Annotated in this window: 27 protein-coding genes; 23 read left to right on the forward strand and 4 right to left on the reverse strand. The window is 72.6% G+C overall.

The features are described from left to right. Positions 1-21 precede the first annotated feature (21 nt). Complete coding sequence (locus GKS42_RS10815; RefSeq protein ID WP_154793825.1) at positions 22-246, reverse strand: DUF5703 family protein; 225 nt, start codon at positions 244-246, stop codon at positions 22-24. Between the two features lie 71 nt (positions 247-317). Between GKS42_RS10815 and GKS42_RS10820 the strand changes: the two genes are divergently transcribed. Next, positions 318-611 (forward strand): DNA primase, encoded by a 294-nt coding sequence (locus tag GKS42_RS10820; RefSeq protein ID WP_154793826.1) that lies wholly within the window; start codon positions 318-320, stop codon positions 609-611. Positions 612-657: 46 nt separating this feature from the next. On the opposite strand, the gene GKS42_RS10825 is transcribed toward GKS42_RS10820, so the two are convergent. Then, positions 658-1,611, reverse strand: coding sequence for an aldo/keto reductase (locus GKS42_RS10825; protein WP_154793827.1), 954 nt, complete (start codon positions 1,609-1,611; stop codon positions 658-660). A gap of 40 nt (positions 1,612-1,651) precedes the next feature. Here GKS42_RS10825 and GKS42_RS10830 point away from each other — a divergent pair, with 40 nt between their 5' ends. Together GKS42_RS10830 and mshC are read left to right on the forward strand one after the other, a co-directional pair. Beyond that, on the forward strand, positions 1,652-2,506 hold the full coding sequence (locus tag GKS42_RS10830) for an undecaprenyl-diphosphate phosphatase (RefSeq protein WP_154793828.1): 855 nt from the start codon (positions 1,652-1,654) through the stop codon (positions 2,504-2,506). 9 nt (positions 2,507-2,515) lie between these two features. After that, complete coding sequence (gene mshC / locus GKS42_RS10835) at positions 2,516-3,739, forward strand: cysteine--1-D-myo-inosityl 2-amino-2-deoxy-alpha-D-glucopyranoside ligase (RefSeq protein ID WP_154793829.1); 1,224 nt, start codon at positions 2,516-2,518, stop codon at positions 3,737-3,739. Between the two features lie 24 nt (positions 3,740-3,763). Here mshC and GKS42_RS10840 read toward each other — a convergent pair whose 3' ends face one another. Beyond that, a complete protein-coding gene (locus GKS42_RS10840) occupies positions 3,764-4,591 on the reverse strand; it encodes a PAC2 family protein (protein ID WP_154796663.1) in 828 nt (275 codons plus the stop codon). Between the two features lie 162 nt (positions 4,592-4,753). On the opposite strand from GKS42_RS10840, the gene GKS42_RS10845 reads away from it, so the two are divergent. Genes GKS42_RS10845 through hisF form a run of 11 tightly spaced genes read left to right on the forward strand, consistent with a single transcriptional unit; the run spans position 4,754 to position 15,917 of the window. Further along, positions 4,754-5,452, forward strand: coding sequence for an HAD family hydrolase (locus tag GKS42_RS10845; RefSeq protein ID WP_232848014.1), 699 nt, complete (start codon positions 4,754-4,756; stop codon positions 5,450-5,452). Continuing rightward, positions 5,430-6,569 (forward strand): site-2 protease family protein, encoded by a 1,140-nt coding sequence (locus GKS42_RS10850; protein ID WP_154793830.1) that lies wholly within the window; start codon positions 5,430-5,432, stop codon positions 6,567-6,569. The genes GKS42_RS10845 and GKS42_RS10850 overlap by 23 nt, the downstream gene beginning before the upstream one ends. 20 nt (positions 6,570-6,589) lie before the next feature. Then, positions 6,590-7,618, forward strand: coding sequence for a tRNA (adenine-N1)-methyltransferase (locus GKS42_RS10855; RefSeq protein WP_154793831.1), 1,029 nt, complete (start codon positions 6,590-6,592; stop codon positions 7,616-7,618). Between the two features lie 41 nt (positions 7,619-7,659). Beyond that, positions 7,660-9,324, forward strand: coding sequence for a proteasome ATPase (arc, locus tag GKS42_RS10860; protein WP_154793832.1), 1,665 nt, complete (start codon positions 7,660-7,662; stop codon positions 9,322-9,324). 59 nt (positions 9,325-9,383) lie between these two features. After that, positions 9,384-11,084, forward strand: coding sequence for a depupylase/deamidase Dop (dop, locus tag GKS42_RS10865; protein WP_154793833.1), 1,701 nt, complete (start codon positions 9,384-9,386; stop codon positions 11,082-11,084). A 38-nt stretch (positions 11,085-11,122) separates the two neighbouring features. Continuing rightward, entirely contained in the window at positions 11,123-11,320 is a 198-nt protein-coding gene (locus tag GKS42_RS10870; protein ID WP_154793834.1) for a ubiquitin-like protein Pup, read from the forward strand. Then, positions 11,317-12,123, forward strand: a complete 807-nt coding sequence (gene prcB / locus GKS42_RS10875) for a proteasome subunit beta (protein WP_154793835.1) — start codon at positions 11,317-11,319, stop codon at positions 12,121-12,123. Before GKS42_RS10870 ends, prcB begins: the two co-directional genes overlap by 4 nt. Further along, positions 12,120-12,833 (forward strand): proteasome subunit alpha, encoded by a 714-nt coding sequence (prcA, locus tag GKS42_RS10880; protein WP_154793836.1) that lies wholly within the window; start codon positions 12,120-12,122, stop codon positions 12,831-12,833. Before prcB ends, prcA begins: the two co-directional genes overlap by 4 nt. Then, the gene (pafA, locus tag GKS42_RS10885) at positions 12,830-14,236 is read left to right on the forward strand and encodes a Pup--protein ligase (protein WP_154793837.1); all 1,407 of its coding nucleotides are present in this window, start codon (positions 12,830-12,832) and stop codon (positions 14,234-14,236) included. Before prcA ends, pafA begins: the two co-directional genes overlap by 4 nt. Positions 14,237-14,247: 11 nt before the next feature. After that, positions 14,248-15,150, forward strand: a complete 903-nt coding sequence (locus GKS42_RS10890) for an FKBP-type peptidyl-prolyl cis-trans isomerase (protein ID WP_154793838.1) — start codon at positions 14,248-14,250, stop codon at positions 15,148-15,150. Further along, the gene (gene hisF / locus GKS42_RS10895; protein ID WP_154793839.1) at positions 15,147-15,917 is read left to right on the forward strand and encodes an imidazole glycerol phosphate synthase subunit HisF; all 771 of its coding nucleotides are present in this window, start codon (positions 15,147-15,149) and stop codon (positions 15,915-15,917) included. The genes GKS42_RS10890 and hisF overlap by 4 nt, the downstream gene beginning before the upstream one ends. 54 nt (positions 15,918-15,971) lie before the next feature. Here hisF and GKS42_RS10900 read toward each other — a convergent pair whose 3' ends face one another. Beyond that, complete coding sequence (locus tag GKS42_RS10900) at positions 15,972-16,613, reverse strand: TIGR03085 family metal-binding protein (RefSeq protein ID WP_154793840.1); 642 nt, start codon at positions 16,611-16,613, stop codon at positions 15,972-15,974. Positions 16,614-16,694: 81 nt separating this feature from the next. On the opposite strand from GKS42_RS10900, the gene GKS42_RS10905 reads away from it, so the two are divergent. The 9 genes from GKS42_RS10905 (at position 16,695) to trpC (ending at position 25,347) form a co-directional block, all read left to right on the forward strand. Next, complete coding sequence (locus tag GKS42_RS10905) at positions 16,695-18,650, forward strand: ABC transporter ATP-binding protein (RefSeq protein ID WP_154793841.1); 1,956 nt, start codon at positions 16,695-16,697, stop codon at positions 18,648-18,650. After that, a complete protein-coding gene (locus GKS42_RS10910; protein ID WP_232848015.1) occupies positions 18,647-20,449 on the forward strand; it encodes an ABC transporter ATP-binding protein in 1,803 nt (600 codons plus the stop codon). The genes GKS42_RS10905 and GKS42_RS10910 overlap by 4 nt, the downstream gene beginning before the upstream one ends. 50 nt (positions 20,450-20,499) lie before the next feature. Further along, on the forward strand, positions 20,500-20,892 hold the full coding sequence (hisI, locus tag GKS42_RS10915; RefSeq protein ID WP_154793842.1) for a phosphoribosyl-AMP cyclohydrolase: 393 nt from the start codon (positions 20,500-20,502) through the stop codon (positions 20,890-20,892). After that, complete coding sequence (locus GKS42_RS10920) at positions 20,889-22,484, forward strand: anthranilate synthase component I (RefSeq protein ID WP_154793843.1); 1,596 nt, start codon at positions 20,889-20,891, stop codon at positions 22,482-22,484. The genes hisI and GKS42_RS10920 overlap by 4 nt, the downstream gene beginning before the upstream one ends. Positions 22,485-22,525: 41 nt before the next feature. Continuing rightward, positions 22,526-23,137 (forward strand): Trp biosynthesis-associated membrane protein, encoded by a 612-nt coding sequence (locus tag GKS42_RS10925; RefSeq protein WP_168217805.1) that lies wholly within the window; start codon positions 22,526-22,528, stop codon positions 23,135-23,137. A 58-nt stretch (positions 23,138-23,195) separates the two neighbouring features. Continuing rightward, positions 23,196-23,483 (forward strand): HGxxPAAW family protein, encoded by a 288-nt coding sequence (locus GKS42_RS10930; protein WP_154793844.1) that lies wholly within the window; start codon positions 23,196-23,198, stop codon positions 23,481-23,483. A 6-nt stretch (positions 23,484-23,489) separates the two neighbouring features. Then, positions 23,490-24,035: a hypothetical protein gene (locus GKS42_RS10935; protein WP_154793845.1), complete on the forward strand. Its 546-nt coding sequence runs from the start codon at positions 23,490-23,492 to the stop codon at positions 24,033-24,035. Then, complete coding sequence (locus tag GKS42_RS10940) at positions 24,032-24,445, forward strand: DUF2752 domain-containing protein (protein ID WP_154793846.1); 414 nt, start codon at positions 24,032-24,034, stop codon at positions 24,443-24,445. Before GKS42_RS10935 ends, GKS42_RS10940 begins: the two co-directional genes overlap by 4 nt. 86 nt (positions 24,446-24,531) lie before the next feature. Beyond that, positions 24,532-25,347, forward strand: a complete 816-nt coding sequence (gene trpC / locus GKS42_RS10945; protein WP_154796667.1) for an indole-3-glycerol phosphate synthase TrpC — start codon at positions 24,532-24,534, stop codon at positions 25,345-25,347. Positions 25,348-25,357: the final 10 nt, after the last annotated feature.

Genomic DNA, 25,357 nt, shown 5'->3' on the forward strand with positions numbered 1-25,357 from the left:
CGGTGTCGGGCCTGCAGCGCTCTAGAGTGTGCTGGCCACCTTGATGACCCGGCGCCGCAGCCACACCTTGCGGTGCCCGCCGACGTACAGGCACAGCCGCGCGAGCTCCCACCGCCCGTACTCCGCCTCCTCGGTCAGCAGGCGGCGCACATCATGGCGGCTGGTGCTGCGGGGCAGGGTGAGCACCCGGAACTCGTACTGGGAGGCATGGGTAGGTCTGGACGGTCTGGGTGCTGCGGACTCCATCCGCACAGCGTAGGCGAGGAGTTCGCATTTTTGCGGTGTCAAACGCCGCCGTTCACCGCTACGGTCAGCACATGGCTACCGAACCTCGCGCAGCACTGGACCGCCTCATCGCTGCCTTCGAGGCGCACCTCGACGCCGTCGGATCCGCCGCCGACGACGACGCGCCGGCCGTGATCGCGGCCACCAACACCCTCGCCGACGCGTTCGAGACCTACGACGAGGCCCTGTACGACGCCCACGGCGTGGACACCCCGTTCGTGGTCTACGACGGCGAGGACGACGACGAGGACTTCGACGATGACGACTTCGACGACGAAGAGGACGAGGACGAGGACCGTCCCGACGGCGACGACGACGACGAGTAGGTCGCCGGACCGGCCCGACGGCGGAGCCTGACCTGGGCGGACGCCGTCACCGTCGCTCGGGGTAGCCCAGCGACGGCGCGGTGACCTCGTCGAGCACGGCCCGGATCTGATCCGGCAGCTCGAGGTCGACGGCCGCGAGCGTGCCCCGCAGCTGCGCGGGGGTGCGGGCGCCCACGATGGCGCTCGCGACGCCGTCGACGTCCCGGGCCCAGGCCAGGGCGACCTCGACGGGGGAGCGACCCAGTCCGTCGGCCGCGGTCGCGACGGCCTCGACCACGCCCCGCGCCTCGAGCGTCAGGTATGGGTCCACGAAGCCGCGCAGGTGCGGTGACGCCGCCCGCGAGTCCGCCGGCACCGAACGCCGGTACTTGCCGCTGAGCACGCCCCGCCCGAGCGGGGACCAGGCCAGCACGCCGACACCGAGCTCCCGGGCGGCCGGCAGGACCTCCCGCTCGATGCCGCGTTCGAGCAGCGAGTACTCCATCTGCGCCGCGGTGCAGAACGTGTCGTCCGCCTCGAGCAGCGTGGCCATCCGGGCGAGCTGCCAGGCCGGGAAGTTGGACAGGCCCACGTAGCGGGTGCGCCCGGACCGGACCGCCTCCCGCAGCGCGGAGATCGTCTCCCGGACCGGCGTGGCCGGGTCCGGTGCGCCCACCAGCCAGAGGTCCAGGTGATCGGTGCCGAGCCGGGCCAGGCTCGCGTCCAGCGTGTCCAGGAGGCTGCGCCGGGAGGCGTCGACCCGGCCGTCACGGACGCCGGCCTTGGAGCACAGGACCACCTCGTCGCGGTCGACCGCGTCCGCGAACAGGGCCCCGATCAGCTCCTCGGCCGCGCCGTCGGCATAGGTGGCCGCCGTGTCCAGCAGGGTGCCGCCCGCGTCCAGGAACGCGCGCAGCTGTTCGGCGGCCTCGTGCTCGTCGGTGTCACGGCCCCAGGTCATCGTGCCGAGGCCGACCGCCGAGACCGTCAGCCCGCTGCCGCCCACACGCCGTGACTCCATGGGAGACGAGGCTACCTGCCGGGGCGTCTACCCTTGGCCCGTGACATGGTGGGAAGCAGTGATCCTGGGTCTGGTCCAAGGACTGACGGAATTCCTCCCGATCTCGTCGTCGGCGCACCTGCGCATCGTCGGTGAGTTGCTGCCCGGCGGCAGCGACCCCGGCGCCGCGTTCACTGCGATCACGCAGATCGGTACCGAGGCGGCCGTCATCCTCTACTTCCGGCGTGACTTCGCCCGGATCATCAGCAGATGGTTCCAGGCCCTGCCGGTGGGCCCGTGGAAGAACCGGGTGCCCACCTCGGACCCCGACGCCCGGATGGGGTGGTACATCATCCTCGGGTCGATCCCGATCGTGGTGCTCGGTCTCCTGTTCCAGGACGCGATCGAGCACGCGCTGCGCAACCTCTACCTGACGGCGCTCGTGCTGGCCCTGTTCGCGTTGATCCTCGGCTTCGCCGACGTACGGGGCGCGAAGACCCGCCCACTGGAGTCCCTCACGATGAAGCACGCCTGGCTGTTCGGGTTCGCCCAGGCGCTCGCGCTCATCCCCGGTGTCTCCCGTTCCGGTGGCACCATCACCGCCGGGCTGCTGATGGGGTACACCCGTGAGGCCGCCGCGCGCTACTCGTTCCTGCTCGCGGTGCCGGCCGTCCTCGGCTCGGGGTTCTACCAGCTCGTCAAGAGCGGCGGCACCGGGGGAGCGGCCGGGTTCGGACCGACGGCGCTGGCTACCGTGATCGCGTTCGTGGTCGGGTATGTGGTGATCATCGCGTTCCTGAAGATCGTCTCGACCTACTCCTACAAGCCGTTCGTCTACTACCGGCTCGCGCTCGCGGCCCTCGTCGTGGTGCTGCTCGTCGCCGGCGTGCTCCAGCCGCTGCCGACAGGCGGATAGGGTGGGCGGGTGCAGTCATGGCCCGCCCCCCACGTTCCTGAACTTCCCGGTCGCGGCCCGGGCCTGAGGCTCTCCGACACCGCGACCGGCACCCGGGTGGAACCGGCGGCCGACGGCGTCGGCAGGCTGTACGTCTGCGGCATCACCCCGTACGACTCGACCCACCTGGGCCACGCGTTCACGTACGTCACCTTCGACCTGATCGGGCGCGTGTGGCGCGACGCCGGCGTGGACGTGCGCTACGCGCAGAACGTCACCGACGTGGACGACCCGCTGCTCGAGCGGGCCACCGAGACCGGGGTCGACTGGCGGGACCTGGCCGCGGACCAGGTGGACCTGTTCCGCGGGGACATGCTGGCACTTCGGGTGATCCCGCCGGACGACTACGTCGGCGTGGTCGAGTCCATCGACCTCGTCGTCGAGGCCGTCGAGCGGCTCGTCGCGGCCGGCGCCGCCTACCGGGTCGATTCCGACGTGTACGCCGACCTGAGCGGCGACGCCCGGTTCGGTGGCGTCTCCCACCTGGCCCCGGCGCAGATGGACGAACTGTTCGCCGAGCGCGGCGGTGATCCCGAGCGCCCCGGCAAGCGGCACCCGCTCGACCCGCTGCTCTGGCGTGGCCGCCGCGACGGCGAACCCCACTGGGACGGCCGCAGCCTCGGCGAGGGGCGGCCCGGCTGGCACATCGAGTGCGCGGCCATCGCCGCCACCCACCTCGGCCTTCCGGTGACCGTGCAGGGCGGCGGGACGGACCTGATCTTCCCGCACCACGAGATGAGCACGAGCCACCTGCGCCTGCTCGGTGACGGCAGCGAACCGATCCGGGCGTTCGTGCACTCGGGGCTGGTCGGCTACGACGGCCACAAGATGAGCAAGTCGCGCGGCAACCTGGTGTTCGTGTCCGCGCTGACGGCCGACGGCGTGGCCCCCGGCGCGATCCGGCTCACGCTCCTCGCGCACCACTACCGGGCGGACTGGGAGTTCACCGACGCCGACCTGGTGGCCGGCGCGGCCCGGCACGAGGCCTGGCGGTCAGCGGCGACCCGTCCGGCCGAGGGCGGCGGCACGGACCCCGAGCCGGTGCTGCACGGTCTGCGCGCGGCGCTCAGCGACGACCTCGACACCGTCGCCGCGCTCGCGGTGGTCGACGCCTGGGCACGGACGGGCACGGCCGCGGACACCGTGGTGATCGACGCCGTCGACGCGCTGCTCGGCGTGGACCTGCGGGCTTAGCGGCCCAGACCTGGCCGCCCGGGCCTACGACCCGGCGACCGGGCCGCCGCCGGTGTCCCGACGGCGCAGGTACCGCTCGAACTCGCGCGCGATCGCCTCACCGCTGGCCTCGGGCAGCTCGGCCGTGTCCTTGGCCTCCTCGAGCTGGCGCACGTACTCGGCCACCTCCGGGTCGTCCTCGGCGAGCTCGTCCACCCCGAGCTGCCAGGCCTTCGCGTCCTCGGCGAGCTCGCCGACGGGCGCCGACTCACCGAGGAACTCCTCGAGCGCCATCAGGATCGCCAGCGTGGCCTTCGGCGACGGCGGCTGCGCCACGTAGTGCGGCACGGCGGCCCAGACGTTCAGGGTGTGGATGCCCCGCTCGTAGGCCAGGTGCGAGAGCACCCCGACGATGCCCGTCGGACCCTCGTAGTCGCTGCCCTCCACCCCGAGCAGCGCCTGCACGGTCGGGTCCTCGGACGACGTCTGCACCGGGATCGGCCGGGTGTGCGGCACGTCGGCGAGCAGCGCGCCAAGGCACACGACGGTGCGCACCCCGAGCTCCTCGGCGGCGTCGAGGATCTGGTTGCAGTAGGTGCGCCACCGGGTCGACGGCTCCACGCCCTGGACCAGCACGATCCGGCGCCCGGTCTGCGGACCCACCGTGACCGAGATCGTCGTGGACGGCCAGGTCAGCGTGCGCCCGCCGGAACCGTCCGGGCCGACCATGGGCCGGTTCACCTGGAAGTCGTGGAAGTCGTCCGGGTCCAAGGTGCGGTAGGTGTGGGCGCCCCAGACCTCGGCGATCTGCGCAAGGGCGGACGTGGCCGAGCTGCCGGCGTCGTTCCAGCCCTCGAAGGCAGCGACCAGCATCGCCGGCGGGACCTCGCCGGTCTCGTCGGCCTGCGCGTGCTCGTCCGGTTCGCGATGACGGGGGGAACTACTCACCGTCCTACCCTACGGGAGGTGTGACGCCCGGCCGTGGCCCCCGGTTCCGTCGGCCCGCGCGGGTCGCGCTGGGTAGACTTGCTGACCGTGCCCCCAGCCTCCACCACCGTGCTCTCCGCTGTCCTGTGGGACATGGACGGCACCATCGTCGACACCGAGCCGTACTGGATCGGGGCGGAGATCGACCTGGCGACCGAGCACGGCGGCACCTGGGACGAGACGCTCGCCGTCGAACTCGTCGGGAACTCGCTGGAGACCAGCGCCGAGCTGCTGCGCGAGCGCGCCGGGATCCGGGGCACGGACGCCGAGATCGTCGACGAGCTCCTCTCCCGGGTGGTTCGCCGGGTCCGCGAGGAGGGCGTGCCGTGGCGTCCGGGGGCCCTCGATCTGCTCGCCCAGCTGCGGGCGGCCGACATCCCCTGCGCACTCGTGACGATGTCCTGGCGTGCGCTCGCCGACGTCATCGTCGGGGCACTCCCGGCCGACACCTTCGCCGCAGTCGTCACCGGCGACCAGGTCACCAACGGCAAGCCGCACCCCGAGCCGTACCTGCGGGCCGCCCGCGAGCTGGGCGTGGACATCGCTGCCTGCGTCGCGATCGAGGACTCGATCCCCGGGCTCGCGTCCGCGGAGGCCTCCGGTGCCCGCGTGCTGGCCGTGCCCGCGGTGCAGCGGATCGAGCCCGCACCCGGCCGAAGCAGGGTCGACAGCCTGTCCGACGTGGATCTGGACGTGCTGCGGCGCATCGTCGCCGGAGAGGTGCATGACCACGCCGGCCAGGACTGAGAGCCGCGGCTGGCGGATCGGCCGGATCGGTGGGGCGCCGGTCATCATCACGCCCGGCTGGGCGCTCATCGCCGTCGTCCTGGTCGTCACCTTCGCACCGTGGCTGGACTCGCTGCTCAACCTCGGCTTCGAGGCGTACCTGTGGGCGCTCGTGCTGCCGGTGCTGCTCCTGGTCTCGGTCCTGGCGCACGAGCTCAGCCACGGCCTGATGGCCCGCCGGTTCGGGGTCGGCGTCGGTGAGTACGTGATCACCCTCTGGGGTGGGCACACGTCCTTCACGGACGCGATCCGCACGCCCGGCCCGTCCGCCGCGATCTCCGTGGCCGGCCCGCTCGCGAACGTCGCACTCGCGCTGCTCGCCGCCGGCGGCGCCTACCTGACCGACGGCGTCGCCTCGGTCGCGTTCGCCGCGGCCACCTACTCCAACGGCTTCGTCGCCGTGTTCAACCTGCTGCCGGCGCTGCCCATGGACGGCGGCAAGCTGCTCGAGGCACTGATCTGGAAGGTCCGCGGGGACCGGCTGGCCGGCACCATCGCCGCCGGCCGGTGCGGGCAGGTGGTCGCGATCGCCCTGCCCGTCGTGGTCCTCGGCGGCCCGGTGCTGCAGGGCGGCCGACCCGACCTGTTCGCCGCGATCTGGTCCCTGCTGCTGGCCGGAATGCTGTGGAACGGTGCGTACGCCTCGGTCCGCTACGCCCGCGCCCAGCGCAGCGCCCAGGGCATGGACCTGCGCAGCCTCGCCGTCGGTGCGCACGTGCTGCCCGCCGGCGCGAGCGTCGCCGACGTGGACCGGGCGGTGGCCGCGGCGCCGTCCGTCGCCGTCGTCCTGGTGGACCCCCGCGGGATCCCGGTGGGACTCGTCGATCCCGGCGCCCTGGCGACCGTGCCCGCTGCGGGCCGCGACGCGGTGCCGGCCACCGCCGTCGCCACGGCCCTCGCCCGCCTCGCCCTGATCACCCAGCACACCGGACCCGCCGCCGTCGCCCAGGTGGCCCGGGCCGCGAAGGCGGGCGCCGCCACGGTCGTGGTGGTCGGGCTCGACGGCGGGACACCCCAGGTCCTCGGGCTGGTCGCCGTCGCCGACGTCGCGCACGCGCTCACGCCCCGCCGCGGATAGAGCGGATAGACTCGCGGCCCGTGACTGACGAACCCACCGGCGCCACCATCCGCCGCGGCCCGTTCCGCGAGGGTGACAAGGTGCAACTGACCGACCCGAAGGGCCGGTTGCACACCATCGTGTTGCAGGCGCAGAAGGTGTTCCACACCCACCGGGGCTCGTTCGACCACGACGTCCTGCTCGGTGCGCCCGAGGGCACCGTCGTGGCAACCACGTCCGGGATCGAATACCTGGCGCTGCGCCCGCTGCTCTCGGACTATGTGCTGTCCATGCCGCGCGGCGCCGCGGTGATCTACCCCAAGGACGCGGGGCAGATCGTCACCATGGCCGATATCTACCCGGGTGCCCGGGTGGTCGAGGCCGGGGTCGGCTCCGGCGCCCTGTCCCTGTCGTTGCTGCGCGCCGTGGGTGACCGGGGGACGCTGCTGTCGATCGAGCGGCGAGAAGACTTCGCGGCCATCGCCCAGGGTAACGTCGAGGAGTTCTTCGGCGGGGTCCACCCGGCGTGGGACGTGCGGGTCGGCGACCTCGCGGACGTGCTGCCGGACGCCGTCGAGCCCGGCTCGGTCGACCGGGTGGTGCTGGACATGCTCGCGCCCTGGGAGAACCTCGGCGTCGTCGCGGACGCGCTCGCCCCGGGCGGCGTGCTCGTCGCCTATGTCGCGACCGCCACCCAGCTGTCCCGGTTCGCCGAGGACGCCAAGGCCGACGGCCGGTTCACCGAGCCGACGGCGTGGGAGTCGATGGTGCGCGGGTGGCACCTGGAGGGGCTCGCGGTGCGACCCGAGCACCGCATGATCGGGCACACCGGCTTCCTCATCACCACCCGCAGGATGGCGCCCGGCGTGGTCGCCCCGGTGCGCCGCCGTCGCCCGGCACCGGGTGCCTACGCCGAGTCCGCCGTCTCCTTCGACGAGGGTGAGCTGGCCACAGATCTGGGTCAGCGCGCCGTCTCGGACAAGAAGATCCGGCGGGTCCGGCGCGACCTCGATGCCCGGCGGGACCGCCGCGAGGGCGGACCAACCACTGGACCGTCCGACGCGAGCTGATGACACTGACCTATTCTTGACACTGAGGCGAGGAGGGTCCGATGGCCGAGCAGAACGAGGTTCCGGGGCGGGTGTCGAGCACCCCCCGCGAGCGTGAGCTTGAGAAGAAGGCCATCGACCTGGCCGGCAAGAACGAGCGTCTCGTGACGGCGCTGACGTCCGCGCGCTCGCAGCTGGTGGAGATGCGCACCCAGCTCGAGGAGATGACGAAGCCGCCGGGCAGTTACGCGATCCACCTGCACGATCACGGGGACCGCACCATCGACGTGATGTCATCCGGGCGCAAACTCCGGGTCGGGGTCGCGCCCAGCGTGGACATCGAGACGCTGCGGCCCGGACAGGAGCTCCAGCTCAACGAGGCGATGACGGTGGTCGCCGCAGGTGGGTACGAGCCGGTCGGCGAGCTCGTCACCGTGAAGGAAGCGCTCGACGGCGGACGCGTCCTGGTCCTCGGGCGCGCCGACGAGGAGCGGGTGGTCCGGCTCGCCGGGCCGTTGCAGGACGTGACCGTCCGCGTCGGGGACACGCTCACCGTCGACGCCCGCACCGGCTTCGCGTTCGAACGGATCCCGCGTTCGGAGGTCGAGGACCTCATGCTCGAGGAGGTCCCGGACGTCGACTACGCCGACATCGGCGGGCTGGCGGCCCAGATCGAGCAGATCAAGGACGCCGTGGAGCTGCCGTTCCTGCACCCGGACCTGTTCCGTGAGCACGGGCTGAAGCCGCCGAAGGGGCTGCTGCTGTACGGCCCGCCCGGATGCGGCAAGACACTGATCGCGAAGGCCGTCGCGACGTCGCTGGCCGAGACCGCGGCCGCCCAGAACGGTGGCGCGGCCCCCGGGGCGGCGCGCAGCTACTTCCTGAACGTCAAGGGACCGGAGCTGCTGAACAAGTTCGTCGGTGAGACGGAGCGGCACATCCGGCTGATCTTCTCCCGGGCCCGGGAGAAGGCCTCGCAGGGTATCCCGGTGGTCGTGTTCTTCGACGAGATGGAGTCCCTGTTCCGGACCCGCGGCACCGGCGTGTCCAGTGACGTCGAGACCACGATCGTGCCGCAGTTGCTCAGTGAGATCGACGGCGTGGAGCGGCTCGAGAACGTCATCGTGATCGGCGCCTCCAACCGGGAGGACATGATCGACCCGGCCATCCTGCGGCCCGGGCGCCTGGACGTGAAGATCAAGATCGAACGGCCCGACGCCGAGGCGGCCCGGGACATCTTCACGAAGTACCTGACCCCGGACCTGCCGATCCACCCGGACGACCTGGCCGAGCACGGCGGGGACGCGGCGGCGGTCGTCGAGGCGATGATCGAGCGGACCGTGGGCCGGATGTACTCGGAGGAGCCCGAGAACCAGTTCCTCGAGGTCACCTACGCGAGCGGCGACAAGGAGATCCTGTACTTCAAGGACTTCAACTCCGGGGCCGTGGTGCAGAACATCGTCGACCGGGCGAAGAAGAGCGCCATCAAGGACCTGCTCGCCACCGGCGTGCGTGGGATCCGGGTGGAACACCTCCTGGACGCGTGCGTGGCGGAGTTCAAGGAGAGCGAGGACCTCCCGAACACCACCAACCCCGACGACTGGGCGCGGGTGTCCGGCAAGAAGGGTGAGCGGATCGTGTTCATCCGCACGATCGTGCAGAAGAAGGGCAACCCCGAGGCGGGGCGCACCATCGAGAACCTGAACCCGACGGGGCAGTACCTGTAGGAACTCCGTCGACCCGTGGGTCGCGCGGCGGCTCGGGCCGGCGGAACTAGGGTGGGCCCGTGACAGTGCGACGCATCATGGGTATCGAGACCGAGTACGGCATCCTCGGGATCGGCAATCCCGGGGCGAACCCGATGCTGATGTCCGCGCAGGTAGTCACGGCCTACGCCAACGAGGGCGTGCACGGCGGTTCGCGGGCGCGCTGGGACTACCAGGACGAGGACCCGCTGCGGGACGCGCGCGGGTGGAGCCTCGACCGATCCTCCGCGCACCCCAGCCAGCTCACCGACAACCCGAGCCGGCCAGCGCCGGACGGCGACCGTCCTGACGACGGTGGCGCCGGCGGCGACGGCGGCACCGGAGGCACCGACGAGGCCACCGGGGTGCACTGGGGCGGCGTGACGCAGCGTCGGCGCCCGGCCCCGCAGCCGGAACCGGCGACGGTCGCCAACGTGATCCTGCCGAACGGCGCGAGGTACTACGTCGACCATGCCCACCCGGAGTACTCCAGCCCGGAGGTCACCGGCCCGCTCGACGCGGTGCGCTGGGACCGGGCCGGCGAGGAGGTGCTGCTCCGCTCGGCTCGGCTGCTCGCCCAGATCCCGGGCATGCCCCAGGTGGCGCTGTACAAGAACAACACCGACGGCAAGGGCGCCAGCTACGGCACCCATGAGAACTACCTCGTGGACCGTGCCGTGCCGTTCGACGACATCATCGACTACCTCACCCCGTTCCTGGTGACCCGGCCCGTGTTCTGCGGTGCTGGCCGCCTCGGCCGGGGTCAGCGCGGTGAGCAGCCCGGGTACCAGATCTCCCAGCGGGCCGACTTCATCGAGGCCGAGGTCGGGCTCGAGACGACGTTGCGGCGTCCGATCATCAACACCCGGGACGAGCCGCACGCGGACGCGACCCGGTACCGGCGCCTGCACGTGATCGTCGGGGACGCGAACATGCACGAGGTGTCCACCTACCTCAAGCTCGGCACCACCTCGGTCCTGCTCTGGCTGCTCGAGCAGGGCCAGGTGCCCCTCGAGCTGAGTGCGCTCCGGCTCGCCGACCCGGTCGGTGCCGCACACGCCGTCAGCCACGACCTCAGCCTCGGCATCCCGCTCGACCTGGCCGACGGTCGCCGGATGACGGCTCTGCAGATCCAACGCGTCTACGTCGACGTGATCACCGCCGCCGTCGGCGCCCACGCCGAGCGCACCGGCACCGCCCCGGACGGCCAGACCGCGGACGTCCTGGCGCGCTGGTCCGACCTGGTCACCCGGCTCGCGGACGCACCAGCCTCCTGCGCCCGGGAGGTCGAGTGGCTCGCGAAGCTCCGGGTCCTGGACGGGATGCGGACCCGGGACGACCTGCCCTGGGACCACCCGCGGCTGGCGGCGCTGGACCTGCAGTGGTCCGACCTGCGGCCCGAGCGCGGCATCTACGCGAAGATGGCGGCCGCCCGGGCCGTGGAGCGGCTCGTCGAGGCGGCCGACGTCGAGCGCGCGATCACCCACCCGCCCGAGGACACCAGGGCGTACTTCCGCGGTGAGGCGATCCGCCGGTTCCCGGATGCGATCAGTGCCGCGAACTGGGATGCGATCGTCTTCGACGTGCCCGGGCTGGCGCACCTGCAACGGGTCCCGACGGCGGACCCCCTGCGAGGCACCCGGCGGCACGTTGGCGAACTGCTCGACGCCCACACCGACGCCGGCTCGTTGTTGCGCGCCCTGACGGCCGTGCCGCCTCCGGCGGGGGAGTCTGGGACGTAGGATCGAACCACCCGCGTCAGCGCCACGAGGAGGACATCTTGGCAGCACGGCAGTACGACCAGCGCAACACCCCCGACGCCCGGCCGGACGACGAGCCCGCGGGCCCGCCGCCGACCGGAGCGAGCGCGAGCGCCCGCGATGCGGAGGTGGACTCGCTGCTGGACGAGATCGACGACGTGCTCGAGACGAACGCGGAGACCTTCGTGCGGGGCTTCGTCCAGAAGGGCGGCCAATGACGGCCGAGTTCGGCGACCGGCTCCCGGCCGCGTTCTCCCGACCCGGTAGCTCGTCGTTCGTCGACTTCCTCGCCGACCACGCCCCGAACCTGCTGCCGGGCCGTGAGCCGGCCCCGATCGGGTCGGTCGAGGCCCCGCACGCGACCACGATCGTGGCGCTCACCTACGACGGCGGGATCGTGATGGCGGGGGACCGGCGCGCCACGATGGGCTCGACGATCGCGCACCGGAAGATGGAGAAGGTCTTCTCGGCCGACGACTACTCCGCGGTGGGCATCGCGGGAACCGCCGGGGTCGCCATCGAACTGGTCCGGTTGTTCCAGCTCGAGCTCGAGCACTTCGAGAAGATCGAGGGCACGCTGCTGTCCCTCGAGGGCAAGGCGAACCGACTCGCCACGATGGTCCGGGCCGGCCTGCCGATGGCGCTGCAGGGGCTCGCCGCCGTCCCGTTGTTCGGAGGCTACGACGAGCGGCGCTCCGAGGGCCGGATCTTCTCCTACGACGTGGCCGGCGGTCGCTACGAGGAAGCGGACTTCCACGCGATCGGCTCCGGCTCCGTGCACGCCCGCGGCTCCATGAAGAAGCTCTGGGCGCCGGGGCTCGGGTCCGAGGAGGCCGTGCGGATCGCGGTGCACGCGCTCATCGACGCCGCCGACGAGGACTCGGCCACCGGCGGACCGGACGTGGCCCGGGGCATCTACCCGATCGTCGCCGTGGTGGACTCGGGCGGTTACCGACGGGTGGGCGACCTCGACCTCGCCGCCGTCGTCCGAGCGATCACATCGGGGCAGGAGGAGTCATGACCCAGCCGTTCTACGTCTCGCCCGAGCAACTCATGAAGGACCGGGCTGACTTCGCGCGCAAGGGCATCGCCCGGGGCCGGTCCGTGATCGTCGTCGGCTACCGAGGCGGCATCGCGTTCGTCACCGAGAACACGTCCCGCGCGCTGCACAAGATCAGCGAGATCTACGACCGGATCGGCTTCGCGGCCGTCGGCAAGTACAACGAGTTCGAGAACCTGCGGGTGGCCGGGGTCCGGTACGCGGACCTGCGCGGGTACTCCTACGACCGCGTCGACGTCAGCGCCCGTGGCCTTGCGAACGCGTACGCACAGACCATGGGCGCCGTGTTCACCACCGAGTCCAAGCCGCTCGAGGTCGAGCTCGCCGTCGCCGAGGTGGCCGCCTCGCAGGCCGGCGACCAGATCTACCGGCTCGGTTATGACGGCTCGGTCGCCGAGGAGCCCGGCTTCGTGGTGATGGGCGGCGCCGCGGAACGCCTCGGTGCCCTGGTTCGCGCGGAGTGGACCGAGGACCTCTCGCTGGCCGAGGTGCTCGGCCTTGCGGTGCGCGTGCTCGGCGCCGGCGAGGAGGAGGACGGCTCGGCCGACCGCGTCCTCGCCCCGGCCAGCCTTGAGGCCGCCGTGCTCGACCGGGACCGGCCCCGGCGCGCGTTCCAGCGGCTGAGCGTCCCGGCCCTCACCGACCTGCTGCCCACCGCGGAGCAGGGATGAGGATCCGCCGCATCTTCGGCCTGGAGACCGAGTTCGGCGTGACCTGCGCCGCTCCGGAGGGCCGCGGCCTGTCCGCGGAGGAGGTCGCCCGGTACCTGTTCCGCAAGGTGGTGGCCTGGGGCCGCTCCTCGAACGTGTTCCTCGGCAACGGCTCCCGGCTGTACCTGGACGTGGGCTCCCACCCGGAGTACGCGACCGCGGAGTGCGACGACCTGCGCCAGCTCGTCTACCACGACAAGGCCGGCGAGCGGATCCTCGAGGGCCTGGTCGGCGACGCGCAGGAGCGCCTCGACGCCGAGGGCATCCCGGGCCGGATCCACCTGTTCAAGAACAACCTGGACTCCGCTGGGAACTCCTACGGCTGCCACGAGAACTACCTGATCCGCAGGCGCGGCGACTTCGCCAGGACCGCCGAGGTGCTCGTCCCGTTCCTGATCACCCGCCAGATCCTCACCGGCGCCGGGCACATCCTGACCACCCCCCGCGGGCCGACATACTGCTTCTCGCAGCGGGCCGATCACCTGTGGGAGGCGACCAGCTCGGCCACCACCCGGTCCCGGCCGATCATCAACACCCGCGACGAGCCGCATGCCGACGCGGACCTGTACCGCCGCCTGCACGTCATCTCGGGCGACTCCTCGATGTCGGAGACGACCACCATGCTCAAGGTGGGCATGACCGACATCGTGCTGCGGATGATCGAGGCCGGCCACATCTTCGGCGACCTGAACCTGGAGAATCCGGTGCGGGCCATCCGGGAGATCTCCCACGACATCACCGGCACGAAGCAGGTGACGCTGGCCCGCGGCACGAAGGTGACCGCGGTCGAGCTGCAGGCCTCGTATCTGCAACGCGCCCGCGACTTCATCGCCGAGGCACCCGAGGGGGGCCCGCACGACGAGTGGGTCCTCGAACTGTGGGGGCGCGGGCTGGACGCGCTCCGCAGCGGCGACCTCAGCCTCGTGGACCGGGACCTGGACTGGGCCATCAAGAAGCGCCTCGTGGACCGCTACGTCGACGCCCACGACGTGCCGCTGTCCGACCCCCGGGTGCAGCGCCTCGACCTCGCCTACCACGACATCTCCCGCACCGACGGCTTGTTCGCCCGGCTCGCCGCGCGCGGCATGGTCAGCCGGGTCGTCACCGACGACGAGATCGACGCGGCCACCACCGAGCCGCCGCAGACCACCCGGGCCAAGCTCCGCGGTGACTTCGTGACGGCGGCGACCGCGCGCCGCCGGGACTACACGGTCGACTGGGTGCACCTGAAGCTCAACGACAACGCCGGCCGGACCGTGCTCTGCAAGGACCCGTTCCGCAACGTCGACGACCGGGTGGACCGGCTGATCGCGAGCCTCGATCCACCGGCGCAGGCCCAGGGGACTCCCAGCCTCGCCCCGTAGACTCGACGATCATGCCTGCTTCTCGACGACCCCACGGCCCCGGCCCGGTGGGGATGATGGTCCTGCGTCTGCTGGCCGTGATGGCCCTGCTGACCGTGGCCGCCTGCGCCCCCGACGAACCCGAGCCGACCGGGATCGACCTGGTCAGCGTGGGTGGCAACTTCGGTGCGCACCCGCAGGTGACCTTCGACGCCCCGCTCGAGGTCACCGAGACCGACACCGAGGAACTGGTCACCGGCGAGGGCACCCTGCTCGTCGACGGCGCCGCCGTGATGGTCTCCTTCCTCGCCGTGGACGCGGTCACCGGTGAGGTGATCGAGGACACGTTCAGCGCCCAGCCGGAAGTGATCCTGCTCACCGAGGCGGATGCCGGGCCGCTGTACGAGGACCTGCTCGGTCGTACCGAGGGATCCCGGCTGCTGCGCGTGGAGGTCGGCACCACCACCAAACCGAACCCGCTGGTGCTCGTCTACGACATCCTGCACACCCGCGCCTGGGGTGAGGAGGCGCCCGCGGTCGCCGGGATGCCGGTGGTGACCCGCAGTGAGACCGGCGAGCCCACCGTGGCCGTCCCGGACACCGCACCGCCCGCGGACCTGAGCGTGGTGCAGCTGATCCGGGGCGACGGCGCCCAGGTGCGATCCGGGCTGGCCGTCACCGTGCGCTACACCACGGTCGCCTGGAGCACCGGCGCGGTCGTCGAGTCGACCTGGGGGGAGGGGCAGGCGCCCACCACGGTGGCGTTCACCGGGCTCATCCAGGGCTGGCAGGAGGGCCTGGTCGACGAGACCGTCGGCTCGCAGGTGATGCTGGTGGTGCCGCCCGAGCAGGCGTTCGGTGACGATACGCTCGTCTACGTGATCGATGTGCTGGCCGTGTCCGCCCTGAACGGCACCGATGGGGCGGGCGAGTGAGCCTCGCGCTGCGGGTGATCCCCTGCCTGGACGTGAACGCGGGCCGCGTCGTCAAGGGCGTGAACTTCGAGAACCTGCGCGACGCCGGGGACCCGGTCGAGCTGGCCCACCGCTACGACGCCGAGGGCGCCGACGAGGTGACGTTCCTCGACGTGAGCGCCTCCACGGAGGGGCGGGCGACCACGCTGGAGATCGTCGCCCGCACCGCCGAGGAGGTCTTCGTGCCGCTGACGGTGGGCGGCGGGGTGCGCAGCACCGACGACGTGGACGCCCTGCTGCGCGCGGGCGCGGACAAGGTCGGCATCAACACGGCCGCGATCGCCCGCCCGGAGCTCATCGCCGAGGTGGCGCACCGGTTCGGTTCCCAGGTACTGGTGCTGTCCGTGGACGCCCGCCGCACGCCCGACGGCGTCAGCACGCCCTCCGGCTACGAGGTCACCACGCACGGGGGTCGCCGGGGCACCGGCATCGACGCGCTCGACTGGGTCAGCCGGGCTCAGGACGCCGGGGTCGGGGAGATCCTCCTGAACTCCATCGACGCCGACGGCACCACGTCCGGGTTCGACCTCGAGATGCTCACCGACGTGCGCGCGCGGGTCCAGGTACCGCTGATCGCCAGCGGCGGCGCCGGCACCGCCGAGCACTTCGTCGAGGCGGCCCGCACCGGCGCGGACGCGCTGCTCGCGGCCAGCGTGTTCCACTACCGCACCCTCACCATCTCCGAGGTCAAGGACCACCTGCGGGCGGCCGGCTTCGAGGTGCGCTGAGCGCAGGCTGAGCCGCTGAGCGCAGGGCTGAGCCGCCGCGCACAGGCCTGAACGTCAGAGCGCCGCCCAGGCCTCGAAGGCGGTGACGGCGTCAGGCGTTCCGGTGACCTGCACCTGCGCGGCGCCGCGGCGCCCCATCGCGAACAGCGCCTGCTCGAGGGGACCACCGGTGAGGGCCACCGACACCGCGCCGGAGCGGGCACGCCGTCGGCGGCCCCCTGGGACCACCAGCACCACACCGACGGGCGCGGACCGGAACGCGAACCCGGCGAACTGACCGAGGCGCCGCCAGATGTCGTCGAGCATGGGCGCCGGCAGCTCCCGCGGGGACAACGGCTCAGGGCCGCCGCGACGGACGTCCTCGTGGTGGACCACGTACTCGAGCAGGTTCATCGCCTCGTCGGCCCGGCCGCGCACCAGCCGCATCGGGTTCGCCCCGTCCGGGCCGGCCGCGAACGTCTCGACCGCGTCGGTGTAGGCGGCGCGCTCGCGCAGGCCGTCCGCGACGTCGTCGATGAGCCGGTCCGCGGCGTCGGGCGCCCACGGCAGCGGGGTCAGCCGCCACGGTTCCTGCCCGCGCAGGAGCAGGTGCGCGGCCAGGTGCCGGGTCTGCCAGCCCTCGCACAGCGTGGGGGCGTTCGGACCCGCCTCCGTCAGGGACTCGACCAGGGCGGACTTCTCGCGCGCGGACCACATGGGCTCCACGTTCTCACACACCTGCGCCGGACTCGCGTCGGCAGGGCCGGGCCGACCTCAGGCGACGGTAGGCTTGTGCCAGTGCCCGCAGAACCCGCCGGAGACGGCAACCCCGCAACGCCCAGCCCCGACGACGGAGGGGGCCACGCGGAGCCCGTTCACGCTCTGTCCGGCGGCGCCGTCCGACGCTCCCTGCTCCTGATCGGCCGGGGCATCGCCTCGCAGCCGCGCACGTTCACGATCGCGATCATCGCGAGCGTGGTCTACGGCATCGGCCTGGTCGCCTCCGGCTGGCTGCTCGGCCGGATCACCGACGGCGTCGTGCTGCCCGCGATCCAGGGGTCCGGGGTGTCGACCGGGTCCATCTGGCTGGCCGGGTTCGGGCTCCTGCTGATCGGCGCGGTGACCGCCGTCGGAGTGGCGCTGCGCCGCATCTACGCGGGGATCGGCGCCCTCGACGTGCAGGCGGGGCACCGGCGCGCCGTCACCCGCCAGTACCTCAGGCTGCCGATGACCTGGCACCGGCGGCACCCGGCCGGCCAACTGCTCTCCAACGCGAACGCGGACGCCGAGGCCGCCGGCGGCGTGTTCATGCCGCTGCCGTTCGCGCTCGGAGTGCTCGTGATGATCATCGTCGCCGGGGTCGCCATGATCGTCGCCGACCCGGTCCTCGGCATCATCGGGGTGAGCGTGCTCCCGCTCGTGCTCGTCGTGAACGCCGTGTACCGCAACTACATGAGTCCGGCGATCACCCGCGTCCAGCACCAGCGGGCGGTCGTGGCGGACGTCGCCCACGAGAGCTTCGAGGCGGCCGCCGTCGTGAAGGCACTCGGCACCGAGGACTTCGAGGAGCGGCGCTTCGCCTCTGCGAGCCGCACCCTGCGGGACGCGAACATCGCGGTCGGGCGGATCCGGTCCGTGTTCGACCCGGTGATCGACCTGCTCCCGGGCCTGGCCACGCTCGGCGTCCTCGCGGTGGGCGCGACGCGGGTCGCGGCCGGCGTGGTGGACACCGGTGCCGTCATCACGACGGCCTATCTGCTCACCGTGATGACGTTCCCGGTCCGCGCGATCGGCTTCGTCCTGGGTGACCTGCCGCGCTCGCTGGTCGGCCACGACCGGGTCTCGCGGGTGATCGACGCCCGTGGCTACCTCGGCGCGGGCCGGCGCCGGCTCGGCGACGCGGCCGGAGCCGAGCAGGGCCTGCGTCTGGATCTCGACCGCGTCGGCGTGCGGGTGCCGAGCCACGATGCCGACGGCGCGGCCACCGAGGCGGACCTGCTCACCGATGTCACGTTCTCCGTACCGGCCGGCCGGACGGTCGCGATCGTCGGGTCCACCGGCTCCGGCAAGTCGACGCTGGTGGACGTCATCGCCCGGCTGCGGGACCCCTCGGCCGGGGTGGTCCGCTACGACGGCCGCGACGCCCGGGAGATCACCGACTCCGACCGCACCGGCGCGATCGCCCTGGTGGCGCAGTCGGCGTTCGTGTTCGAGGACACCGTCCGCGGCAACGTCACCCTCGCCGACGAGGTGGAGCCCGACGGCGAGGGGCAGCCGGTCGGCACGGGTCACGGATACACCGACGAGCAGGTCTGGGCCGCGCTGGCGATCGCGCAGGCCGACGGTTTCGTCGCCGCGCTGCCCGATGGCCTGGACACCGTCATCGGCGAACGGGGCGCGTCCCTGTCCGGTGGTCAGCGCCAACGGCTGGCGATCGCGCGCGCCCTCATCCGGCGCCCGAGGCTCCTCATCCTCGACGACGCGACCTCCGCCGTCGACCCGCTCGTGGAGCAGGCCATCCTGGCCGGGCTCCGCCGCAGCGCCGGGGACGTCACGGTGATCCTGGTCGCCTACCGCACCGCCACGATCGGGCTCGCCGACTCGGTGGTGCACGTCGAGCGTGGTCACGTGGTCGACGCCGGCACCCACACCGACCTGCTCGGCCGCGACCGGGGCTACCGGCGCCTGGTCACCGCCTACCAACGCGGCCGCGAGGAAAGGCACGAACAGCACGAACGGAAGGTGGCCCGGTGAGCGCCACGACCCCCGGAACCAGCGCCCGGATCGAGAGCACCTCCTCGCTCGGGGTGCTCGGCACCCTCAGGGCGGGCCTGGCGCTCTCGCCGGCGATGCGCACGGGTATCGGCGTCACCCTCGCCCTCGCCGTGCTGGCCACCGCCGGGCGACTGATCGTCCCGATCGTGGTGCAGCAGACCACGGACGTCGGCATCCTCGCGCCGGGTGGGGTCGACGTCGGCCTGGTCCTGCGGCTGTGCGGGATCGCCGCGGTCGGGCTGCTCGCCGCGGCCGCGTGCACCACCTGGGTGAACGTGCGCCTGTTCCGCGCGGCCGAGGCCGGGCTCCTGCAATTGCGGGTGCGGGCGTTCCGGCACGTGCACGACCTGTCCGTGCTGACCCAGAACACGGAGCGGCGCGGGTCGCTGGTGTCCCGGGTGACCTCCGACGTGGACACCATCTCCCTGTTCGTCCAGTGGGGCGGCATGCAGCTCGTGCTGTCCGTGCTGCAGATCGCCGGCGCGACCGTGGCGATGCTGTTCTACTCCTGGCAGCTGACCGTGGTGGTGTGGCTCGCGTTCGCGCCGATGATCGTGCTCGCACCGAAGGCGCAGAAGTCCCTGAACGTGGCCTACGGCACGGTGCGCCTGCGGGTCGGGGCCATGCTCGGGCGGATCTCGGAGTCGATCGTCGGTGCGCAGACGATCCGCTCCTACGGCGCGGGTGCCCGCACCCAGCGCCGCATGGACGAGGCCATCGGCGAGCACCGGGACGCCGCGGTGCGGGCGCAGGCGTTCGCGTCGCTGGCGTTCTCCTCCGGGGTGCTGCTCTCCGGCCTTGCGCTCGGTTCCGTGGTGGTCGTGGGCACCCTGCTCGGGATCGACGGCGATCTCACCGTGGGCGGGCTGCTCGCGTTCCTGTTCCTGGTGCAGATCTTCACCGGCCCGGTGCAGTCGGCCACCGAGGTCCTGAACGAGCTGCAGAACGCCGTGGCCGGGTGGCGCCGGGTGATCTCGGTGGTGCACACCCCGCTGGACATCACCGAGCCGGACGAGCCGACCCCGGCCGGACCGCGCGGCCCGGCGGCCCTGGACTTCACCGACGTCACCTACGCCTACCCCGGCACGGCGGCCGCGGTGCTGCACGACATCGACCTGGCGATCCCCGCGGGTGCCCGCGTGGCCGTGGTCGGGGAGACCGGATCGGGCAAGACCACGCTCGCCAAGCTGCTCACCCGGATGATGGATCCGGACGCGGGCTCGGTGCGCCTGAACGGTGTGGACCTGCGTGAGATCGCGCTCGCGGATCTGCGCTCGCGGGTCGTGATCGTGCCGCAGGAGGGGTTCCTGTTCGATGACACGATCGCCGGGAACGTGGCGTACGGCCGGGCGGACACCGACGCGGACAGCGTGGCCGCCGCGCTCGAGCGTCTCGGCCTGGGCGACTGGTTGGCCACGCTGCCGCTCGGTGTGCACACCGATGTCGGGCAGCGCGGCGAGTCCCTCAGCGCCGGCGAACGGCAGCTCGTCGCGATCGCGCGTGCCTACCTGGCCGACGCGGACGTGCTGGTCCTCGACGAGGCGACCTCCGCCGTCGACCCGGCGACCGAGCACCGGATCAGCCGGGCCCTGGCCGAACTGACCCAGGGGCGCACCTCGGTCGCGATCGCACACCGCCTCTCCACGGCGGAGGCCGCGGACCTGGTGGTCGTCGTTGACGCCGGCCGGATCGTGGAGCTCGGCCCGCACACGGCTCTGGTGGCCGCCGACGGGGTCTACGCACGGATGCACGCGACGTGGATCTCGGCGAGCGAATGAGGCCCCGCGGGGGTCCGTGAACGTGCCCCGGGCGTGGGAGGATCGAGGGCGTGTCCGACGTGAACCCCTCCGCCCTGGATCCCTCGATCGCGGCCCGGCTGAAGCGGGACGAGCTCGGTCTCGTCTGCGCCGTCGTGCAGGATGACGCAGGAGGTGACGTCCTCATGGTCGGCTGGATGGACGACGAGGCCCTGCACCGCACGCTGACCACGGGCCGGGCCTGGTACTGGTCCCGGTCCCGCCAGGAGTACTGGCGCAAGGGCGACACCTCAGGGCACACGCAGCACGTGCGCTCGGTGGCGCTGGACTGTGACGGCGACGCCCTGCTGGTCCGGGTGGAACAGATCGGCCCGGCGTGCCACACCGGCACCCGGACCTGCTTCGAGGCGGGCGGGGACCTCGGCGCCGTCGTGGGCGGCCAGACCCCGGAGGCCGGACGATGACCGGCGCGCAGCCCGACGTCGCCGCCGACTCGGGCGCCGACCTGAAGCTGGCCTGGGGCGAGACCTGGCCCTCCGGCGCCGGCTTCCGCGACCTCGCTGAGGAGCGCCGGGTGATCCCCGTGGTGCGCCGGATCCTCGCCGACGACGTCACACCGGTGGGGCTGTATCGCCGGCTCTCCTCGGGCCGGGCCGGCACGTTCATCCTGGAGTCGGCGGCCTCGGACGGCGTCTGGTCGCGGTGGTCGTTCGTGGGGGTCTCCTCCCGGGCGATCCTCAGCGAGGCCGACGGTCAGGCCCACTGGTACGGCGACGTCCCGGTCGCGGTGCCCCGCACCGGTGACGTCCTCGACGTGCTCCGGGAGACCCTGCGGGTGCTGCACACCCCGGCGCTGCCTGGCCTGCCGCCGCTGACCGGCGGGCTGGTCGGCGCGCTCGGCTGGGACGTGATCCACCACTGGGAACCCACGCTGCCGCGGCTGGCCCGCGAGGAGCTCGGCGTCCCGGAGGTCGCGCTGTGCCTCGTCGGGGACATGGCCGCCGTCGACCACAACACCGGTGACGTCTGGCTGATCGCGAACGCCATCAACTTCGACGACACCGACGAGCGGGTCGACGAGGCCTACGCCGACGCCGTCGCCCGGCTCGACGCCATGGCCGCCGCGCTGGTGGCCCCCGCCCCGTCCCGCGCGATGGTCACCCTCGACGGCGCGGCGGCGCGGGAACCGGAGCTGCGGTTCCGGACCGAGCGGGCCGACTTCGAGGCCGGCGTCCTCGCCGCCAAGCAGGCGATCCGCGAGGGCGAGGTGTTCCAGGTCGTGCTGTCCCAGCGCCTGGAGCTGGAGTGCACCGCGGACCCGCTCGACGTGTACCGGGTGCTGCGGACCATCAACCCGAGCCCGTACATGTACTTCCTGCACCTGGGCGACCCGGGGGCGGACGGCGAGGGCGACTACCACGTCGTCGGGTCCAGCCCGGAGACCCTCGTCAAGGTCACCGGCCGGGACGTGGTCAGCTTCCCGATCGCGGGCTCCCGCCCGCGCGGCGAGAACGCCGCCCAGGACCGCGAGCACGCCGACGAGCTGCTCGTGGACCCGAAGGAACGCGCCGAGCACCTGATGCTGGTGGACCTCGCCCGCAACGACCTCGGCCGGGTCTGCGAGCCGGGCAGCGTCGCCGTCGTGGAGTTCATGGAGATCAAGCGGTACAGCCACATCATGCACATGTCCTCCACGGTCAACGGCCGGCTCCGCCCGGAGTCGACGGCGGTGGACGTGTTCACGGCGACGTTCCCGGCGGGCACCCTCTCCGGGGCGCCGAAGCCGCGGGCGATCGCCCTCATCGACGAGCTGGAGCCGGCCCGCCGCGGCATCTACGGCGGCACGGTCGGGTACTTCGACCTGGCCGGCGACCTCGACATGGCGATCGCGATCCGGACCGCGCTGATCTCGCGGGGCGTCGCGAGCGTTCAGGCCGGCGGGGGACTGGTGGCGGACTCGGTGCCGGAGACGGAGTACTGGGAGAGCCGGAACAAGGCCGCCGCGGCGGTGCGGGCGGTGCAGATCGCCGCCGGTATCGAAGCGATCGCACCGTGACGCCGGCGTTCAGGCGCCGACGGTTGGGCCGTGGTCCGGCCGTGCTGATCCTGCTCGTGGCCGGGGCGGCCCTCCTGGTCACCACGCTGGGCACCTGGGTCAGCGCGCCCGTGGCGGGCACGCTCGGGACCGAGACGGTCAGCGTGGGCGGCGCCGCTGCCGCCCCGGTGGTCCCGTCCGTGGCGCTCGTCGTGCTCGCAGCCGCGCTCGCCCTCGGCCTGTCCGGCCGGGTGGTCCGGATGCTGGCGGCCGTGCTGGCGGCCCTCGCCGGAGCTGCGGCGCTGGTGGCGGTGCTGGCGTTCCTGCGGGACCCGGCCACCCCGGCGCAGGCCGCCGCGGGCGAGCTGATCGGGGTCCGCGAGATCAGCGGCGAGCCTGCCGTGACCGCCCTGCCCTACCTCGCGCTCGGGGTGGCCGCGGTGATCCTCGTCCTCGGTATCGCCCTGCCGTTCCTGGTCGGGCAGTGGGGCCGGGTCGGCCGCCGCTACGAGCGCGGCTCCGATCCGGCCGCGGCCGGCGCCGCGGCGCCGGGACCGGGTGCGCCGGGGTCGACCGCGGCGCCGGCCGCCGCCGGGTCGGCGCGCACGGTCCGGATGGAGGACTGGGACGCGCTGAGCCGCGGCGAGGACCCGAGCGAGGAGGCGGACCGGTAGTCTGGTCGCGCCGAGCACGACCACCGCGAAGGGCCACAGCACCATGATCAACGAAGCCATGACCGAATCCACCCGGCACTCCGAGGATTCGGTGGCGGGCGGGCACTACGCCCCCGAGAACCTGCCGACCGCCGCGCCGTCCAACCACGGCCGCACGATCGCCGGCTGGACCCTGTTCTGGGGCGGCGTGGTCGGCTCCCTGGTGGTCGGCATCGCGTTCATCCTGCAGAACCTGACGCTCGGGATCGTCGGAGCGGCCGTCGTCGTCATCGGGTGCGTCGCGAGTGCGATCCTGCGAGCCCTCGGCTACGGCCAGCTCGAGCGGAACTCGGGGCGGAGCGCGTAGCCTGCGATGTCCTACCCACCCGTGCCACCGTCCAGCGGTGGTGTGAACCCCTACGAGTCACAGGACCCGTACGGCGCGGCGGGATCGAACCCGGTCCCCTCGCACGAGGACCGGGCGTTCGTGGAGGGGCCACAGCCCTGGGACCCGCAGGTGCCCGGCGCGTACGGCCAGTCCCAGTACGGCGCACCGCCCCAGTACGGTGGCCAGCCCCAGTACGGAGCACAGCAGTACGGGCAGCAGTACGGCCAGCCGCAGTCGCCCTACGGCGTCAGCCCGTACGGGTACGGCCTGGCGGCCTCGCACCGGAACGGTCTCGGCACCACCGCTCTCGTGCTCGGGATCGTCGGGTTCTTCCTGGCGTGCATCCCGCTCGTGGGCCTCGGCCTCGGGATCGGCGCCGTCGTGACCGGAAACAAGGGCCGCCTGGCCGCCGACGCCGGCCAGGCGACCAACCGCGGCGCCGCGACCGGGGGCCTGGTCATGGGGGTGCTGGCCATCATCGCGGGCGTCTTCTGGATCCTCGTCTCCCTCTCCCGGGGCTACTACGGGTGAGCGTCGAGGCCACGGCACCGCCCCGGGACCGGCGCACGCCGGTGTTGGTCGGTGCCGCTGTGGCCGCCGGCACCGCGCTGCTGGCGCTGGTGGACCCGCACGACGGCGGATACGGGTTCTGCCCGATGCTGCGGCTGACGGGGTGGTTCTGCCCGTTCTGCGGTGGCCTGCGGACCACGCACTCGCTCGCGACCGGCGACCTGGCCGGTGCGTGGGCGGCGAACCCGATGCTCACCATCGCGTTGCCGATGGTGGCGCTCGGCTGGGTCTGGTGGCTCGTGCGGGCCTGGCGTTCGGAGCCCGTCCGCCGGTCGCCGACGTGGGTGTGGGTGGCGCTCGGCGTCGGCCTGCTCGCGTTCACGGTGCTGCGCAACCTGCCCGCGCTGGCGCCCTATCTCTCCCCGGTCTGAGGTGTCCCCGACGCCCTTCGTGAGATGCGTCCGGGGCGTCGGAGGTTTCGGCATACGATGGTGGCCGAGCAAGGGAGAGGCGGATGGTGACCGTTCTTGAGGAGATCGTGGCCGGGGTCCGGGAGGACCTGGCGGTCCGGGAAGCGGCGACTCCGCTCGAGGAGTTGAAGGAACAGGCGGCGGCCCGGCCGTCGGCCAAGAACGCCCTCGACGCGCTCGCGAAGGACGATGCCGTCACGGTGATCGCTGAGGTGAAGCGGTCCAGCCCTTCCAAGGGTGCGTTGGCCGACATCGCGGATCCGGCCGGCCTGGCCGCGGACTACGAGGCCGGTGGGGCGTCCGCGATCAGCGTGCTCACCGAGCGACGCCGGTTCGGTGGCTCCCTCGACGACCTCGACGGGGTCCGGGCCGCCGTCGAGGTGCCGGTGCTGCGCAAGGACTTCATCGTCACCCCCTACCAGGTGTGGGAGGCCAGGGCGCACGGCGCGGACATCGTGCTCCTCATCGTCGCGACCCTCGAGCAGACCGTGCTGACCTCGCTCACCGAACGGGTGCACTCGCTCGGCATGACCGCCCTCGTCGAGGCGCACACCGCCGAGGAGGTGGACCGAGCCGTGGATGCCGGCGCCCGCCTGCTCGGGGTGAACACCCGCAACCTGCACACCCTCGAGGTCCGCCGCGAGGTGTTCGCGGAACTGGCCCCCCGGATCCCGGACGGGATCGTCCGGGTCGCCGAGTCCGGCGTCCGGGGTCCGCACGACCTCATGGACTACGCCCGCTGGGGCGCGGACGCGGTGCTCGTCGGGGAGGCGCTGGTGACCCAGGGCGACCCGCGGTCCGCCGTCAAGGACATGGTCGCCGCAGGCACCCACCCGTCGCTGCGGGCGGTGCGGAGCCGGTGAGCGAGCCCAG

This window comes from Occultella kanbiaonis, from assembly GCF_009708215.1.
Classification (GTDB): Bacteria; Actinomycetota; Actinomycetes; order Actinomycetales; family Beutenbergiaceae; genus Occultella; species Occultella kanbiaonis.

Excerpts from the sequence above, each read along its gene's own strand:
- GKS42_RS10815 (WP_154793825.1), bottom strand. The coding sequence starts at position 246 with ATGGAGTCCGCAGCACCCAGACCGTCCAGACCTACCCATGCCTCCCAG.
- GKS42_RS10820 (WP_154793826.1), top strand. The coding sequence starts at position 318 with ATGGCTACCGAACCTCGCGCAGCACTGGACCGCCTCATCGCTGCCTTC.
- GKS42_RS10825 (WP_154793827.1), bottom strand. The coding sequence starts at position 1,611 with ATGGAGTCACGGCGTGTGGGCGGCAGCGGGCTGACGGTCTCGGCGGTC.
- GKS42_RS10840 (WP_154796663.1), bottom strand. The coding sequence starts at position 4,591 with ATGCTGGTCGCTGCCTTCGAGGGCTGGAACGACGCCGGCAGCTCGGCC.
- GKS42_RS10850 (WP_154793830.1), top strand. The coding sequence starts at position 5,430 with ATGACCACGCCGGCCAGGACTGAGAGCCGCGGCTGGCGGATCGGCCGG.
- arc (WP_154793832.1), top strand. The coding sequence starts at position 7,660 with ATGGCCGAGCAGAACGAGGTTCCGGGGCGGGTGTCGAGCACCCCCCGC.
- prcB (WP_154793835.1), top strand. The coding sequence starts at position 11,317 with ATGACGGCCGAGTTCGGCGACCGGCTCCCGGCCGCGTTCTCCCGACCC.
- prcA (WP_154793836.1), top strand. The coding sequence starts at position 12,120 with ATGACCCAGCCGTTCTACGTCTCGCCCGAGCAACTCATGAAGGACCGG.
- pafA (WP_154793837.1), top strand. The coding sequence starts at position 12,830 with ATGAGGATCCGCCGCATCTTCGGCCTGGAGACCGAGTTCGGCGTGACC.
- GKS42_RS10890 (WP_154793838.1), top strand. The coding sequence starts at position 14,248 with ATGCCTGCTTCTCGACGACCCCACGGCCCCGGCCCGGTGGGGATGATG.
- GKS42_RS10900 (WP_154793840.1), bottom strand. The coding sequence starts at position 16,613 with ATGTGGTCCGCGCGCGAGAAGTCCGCCCTGGTCGAGTCCCTGACGGAG.
- GKS42_RS10920 (WP_154793843.1), top strand. The coding sequence starts at position 20,889 with ATGACCGGCGCGCAGCCCGACGTCGCCGCCGACTCGGGCGCCGACCTG.
- GKS42_RS10930 (WP_154793844.1), top strand. The coding sequence starts at position 23,196 with ATGACCGAATCCACCCGGCACTCCGAGGATTCGGTGGCGGGCGGGCAC.
- GKS42_RS10935 (WP_154793845.1), top strand. The coding sequence starts at position 23,490 with ATGTCCTACCCACCCGTGCCACCGTCCAGCGGTGGTGTGAACCCCTAC.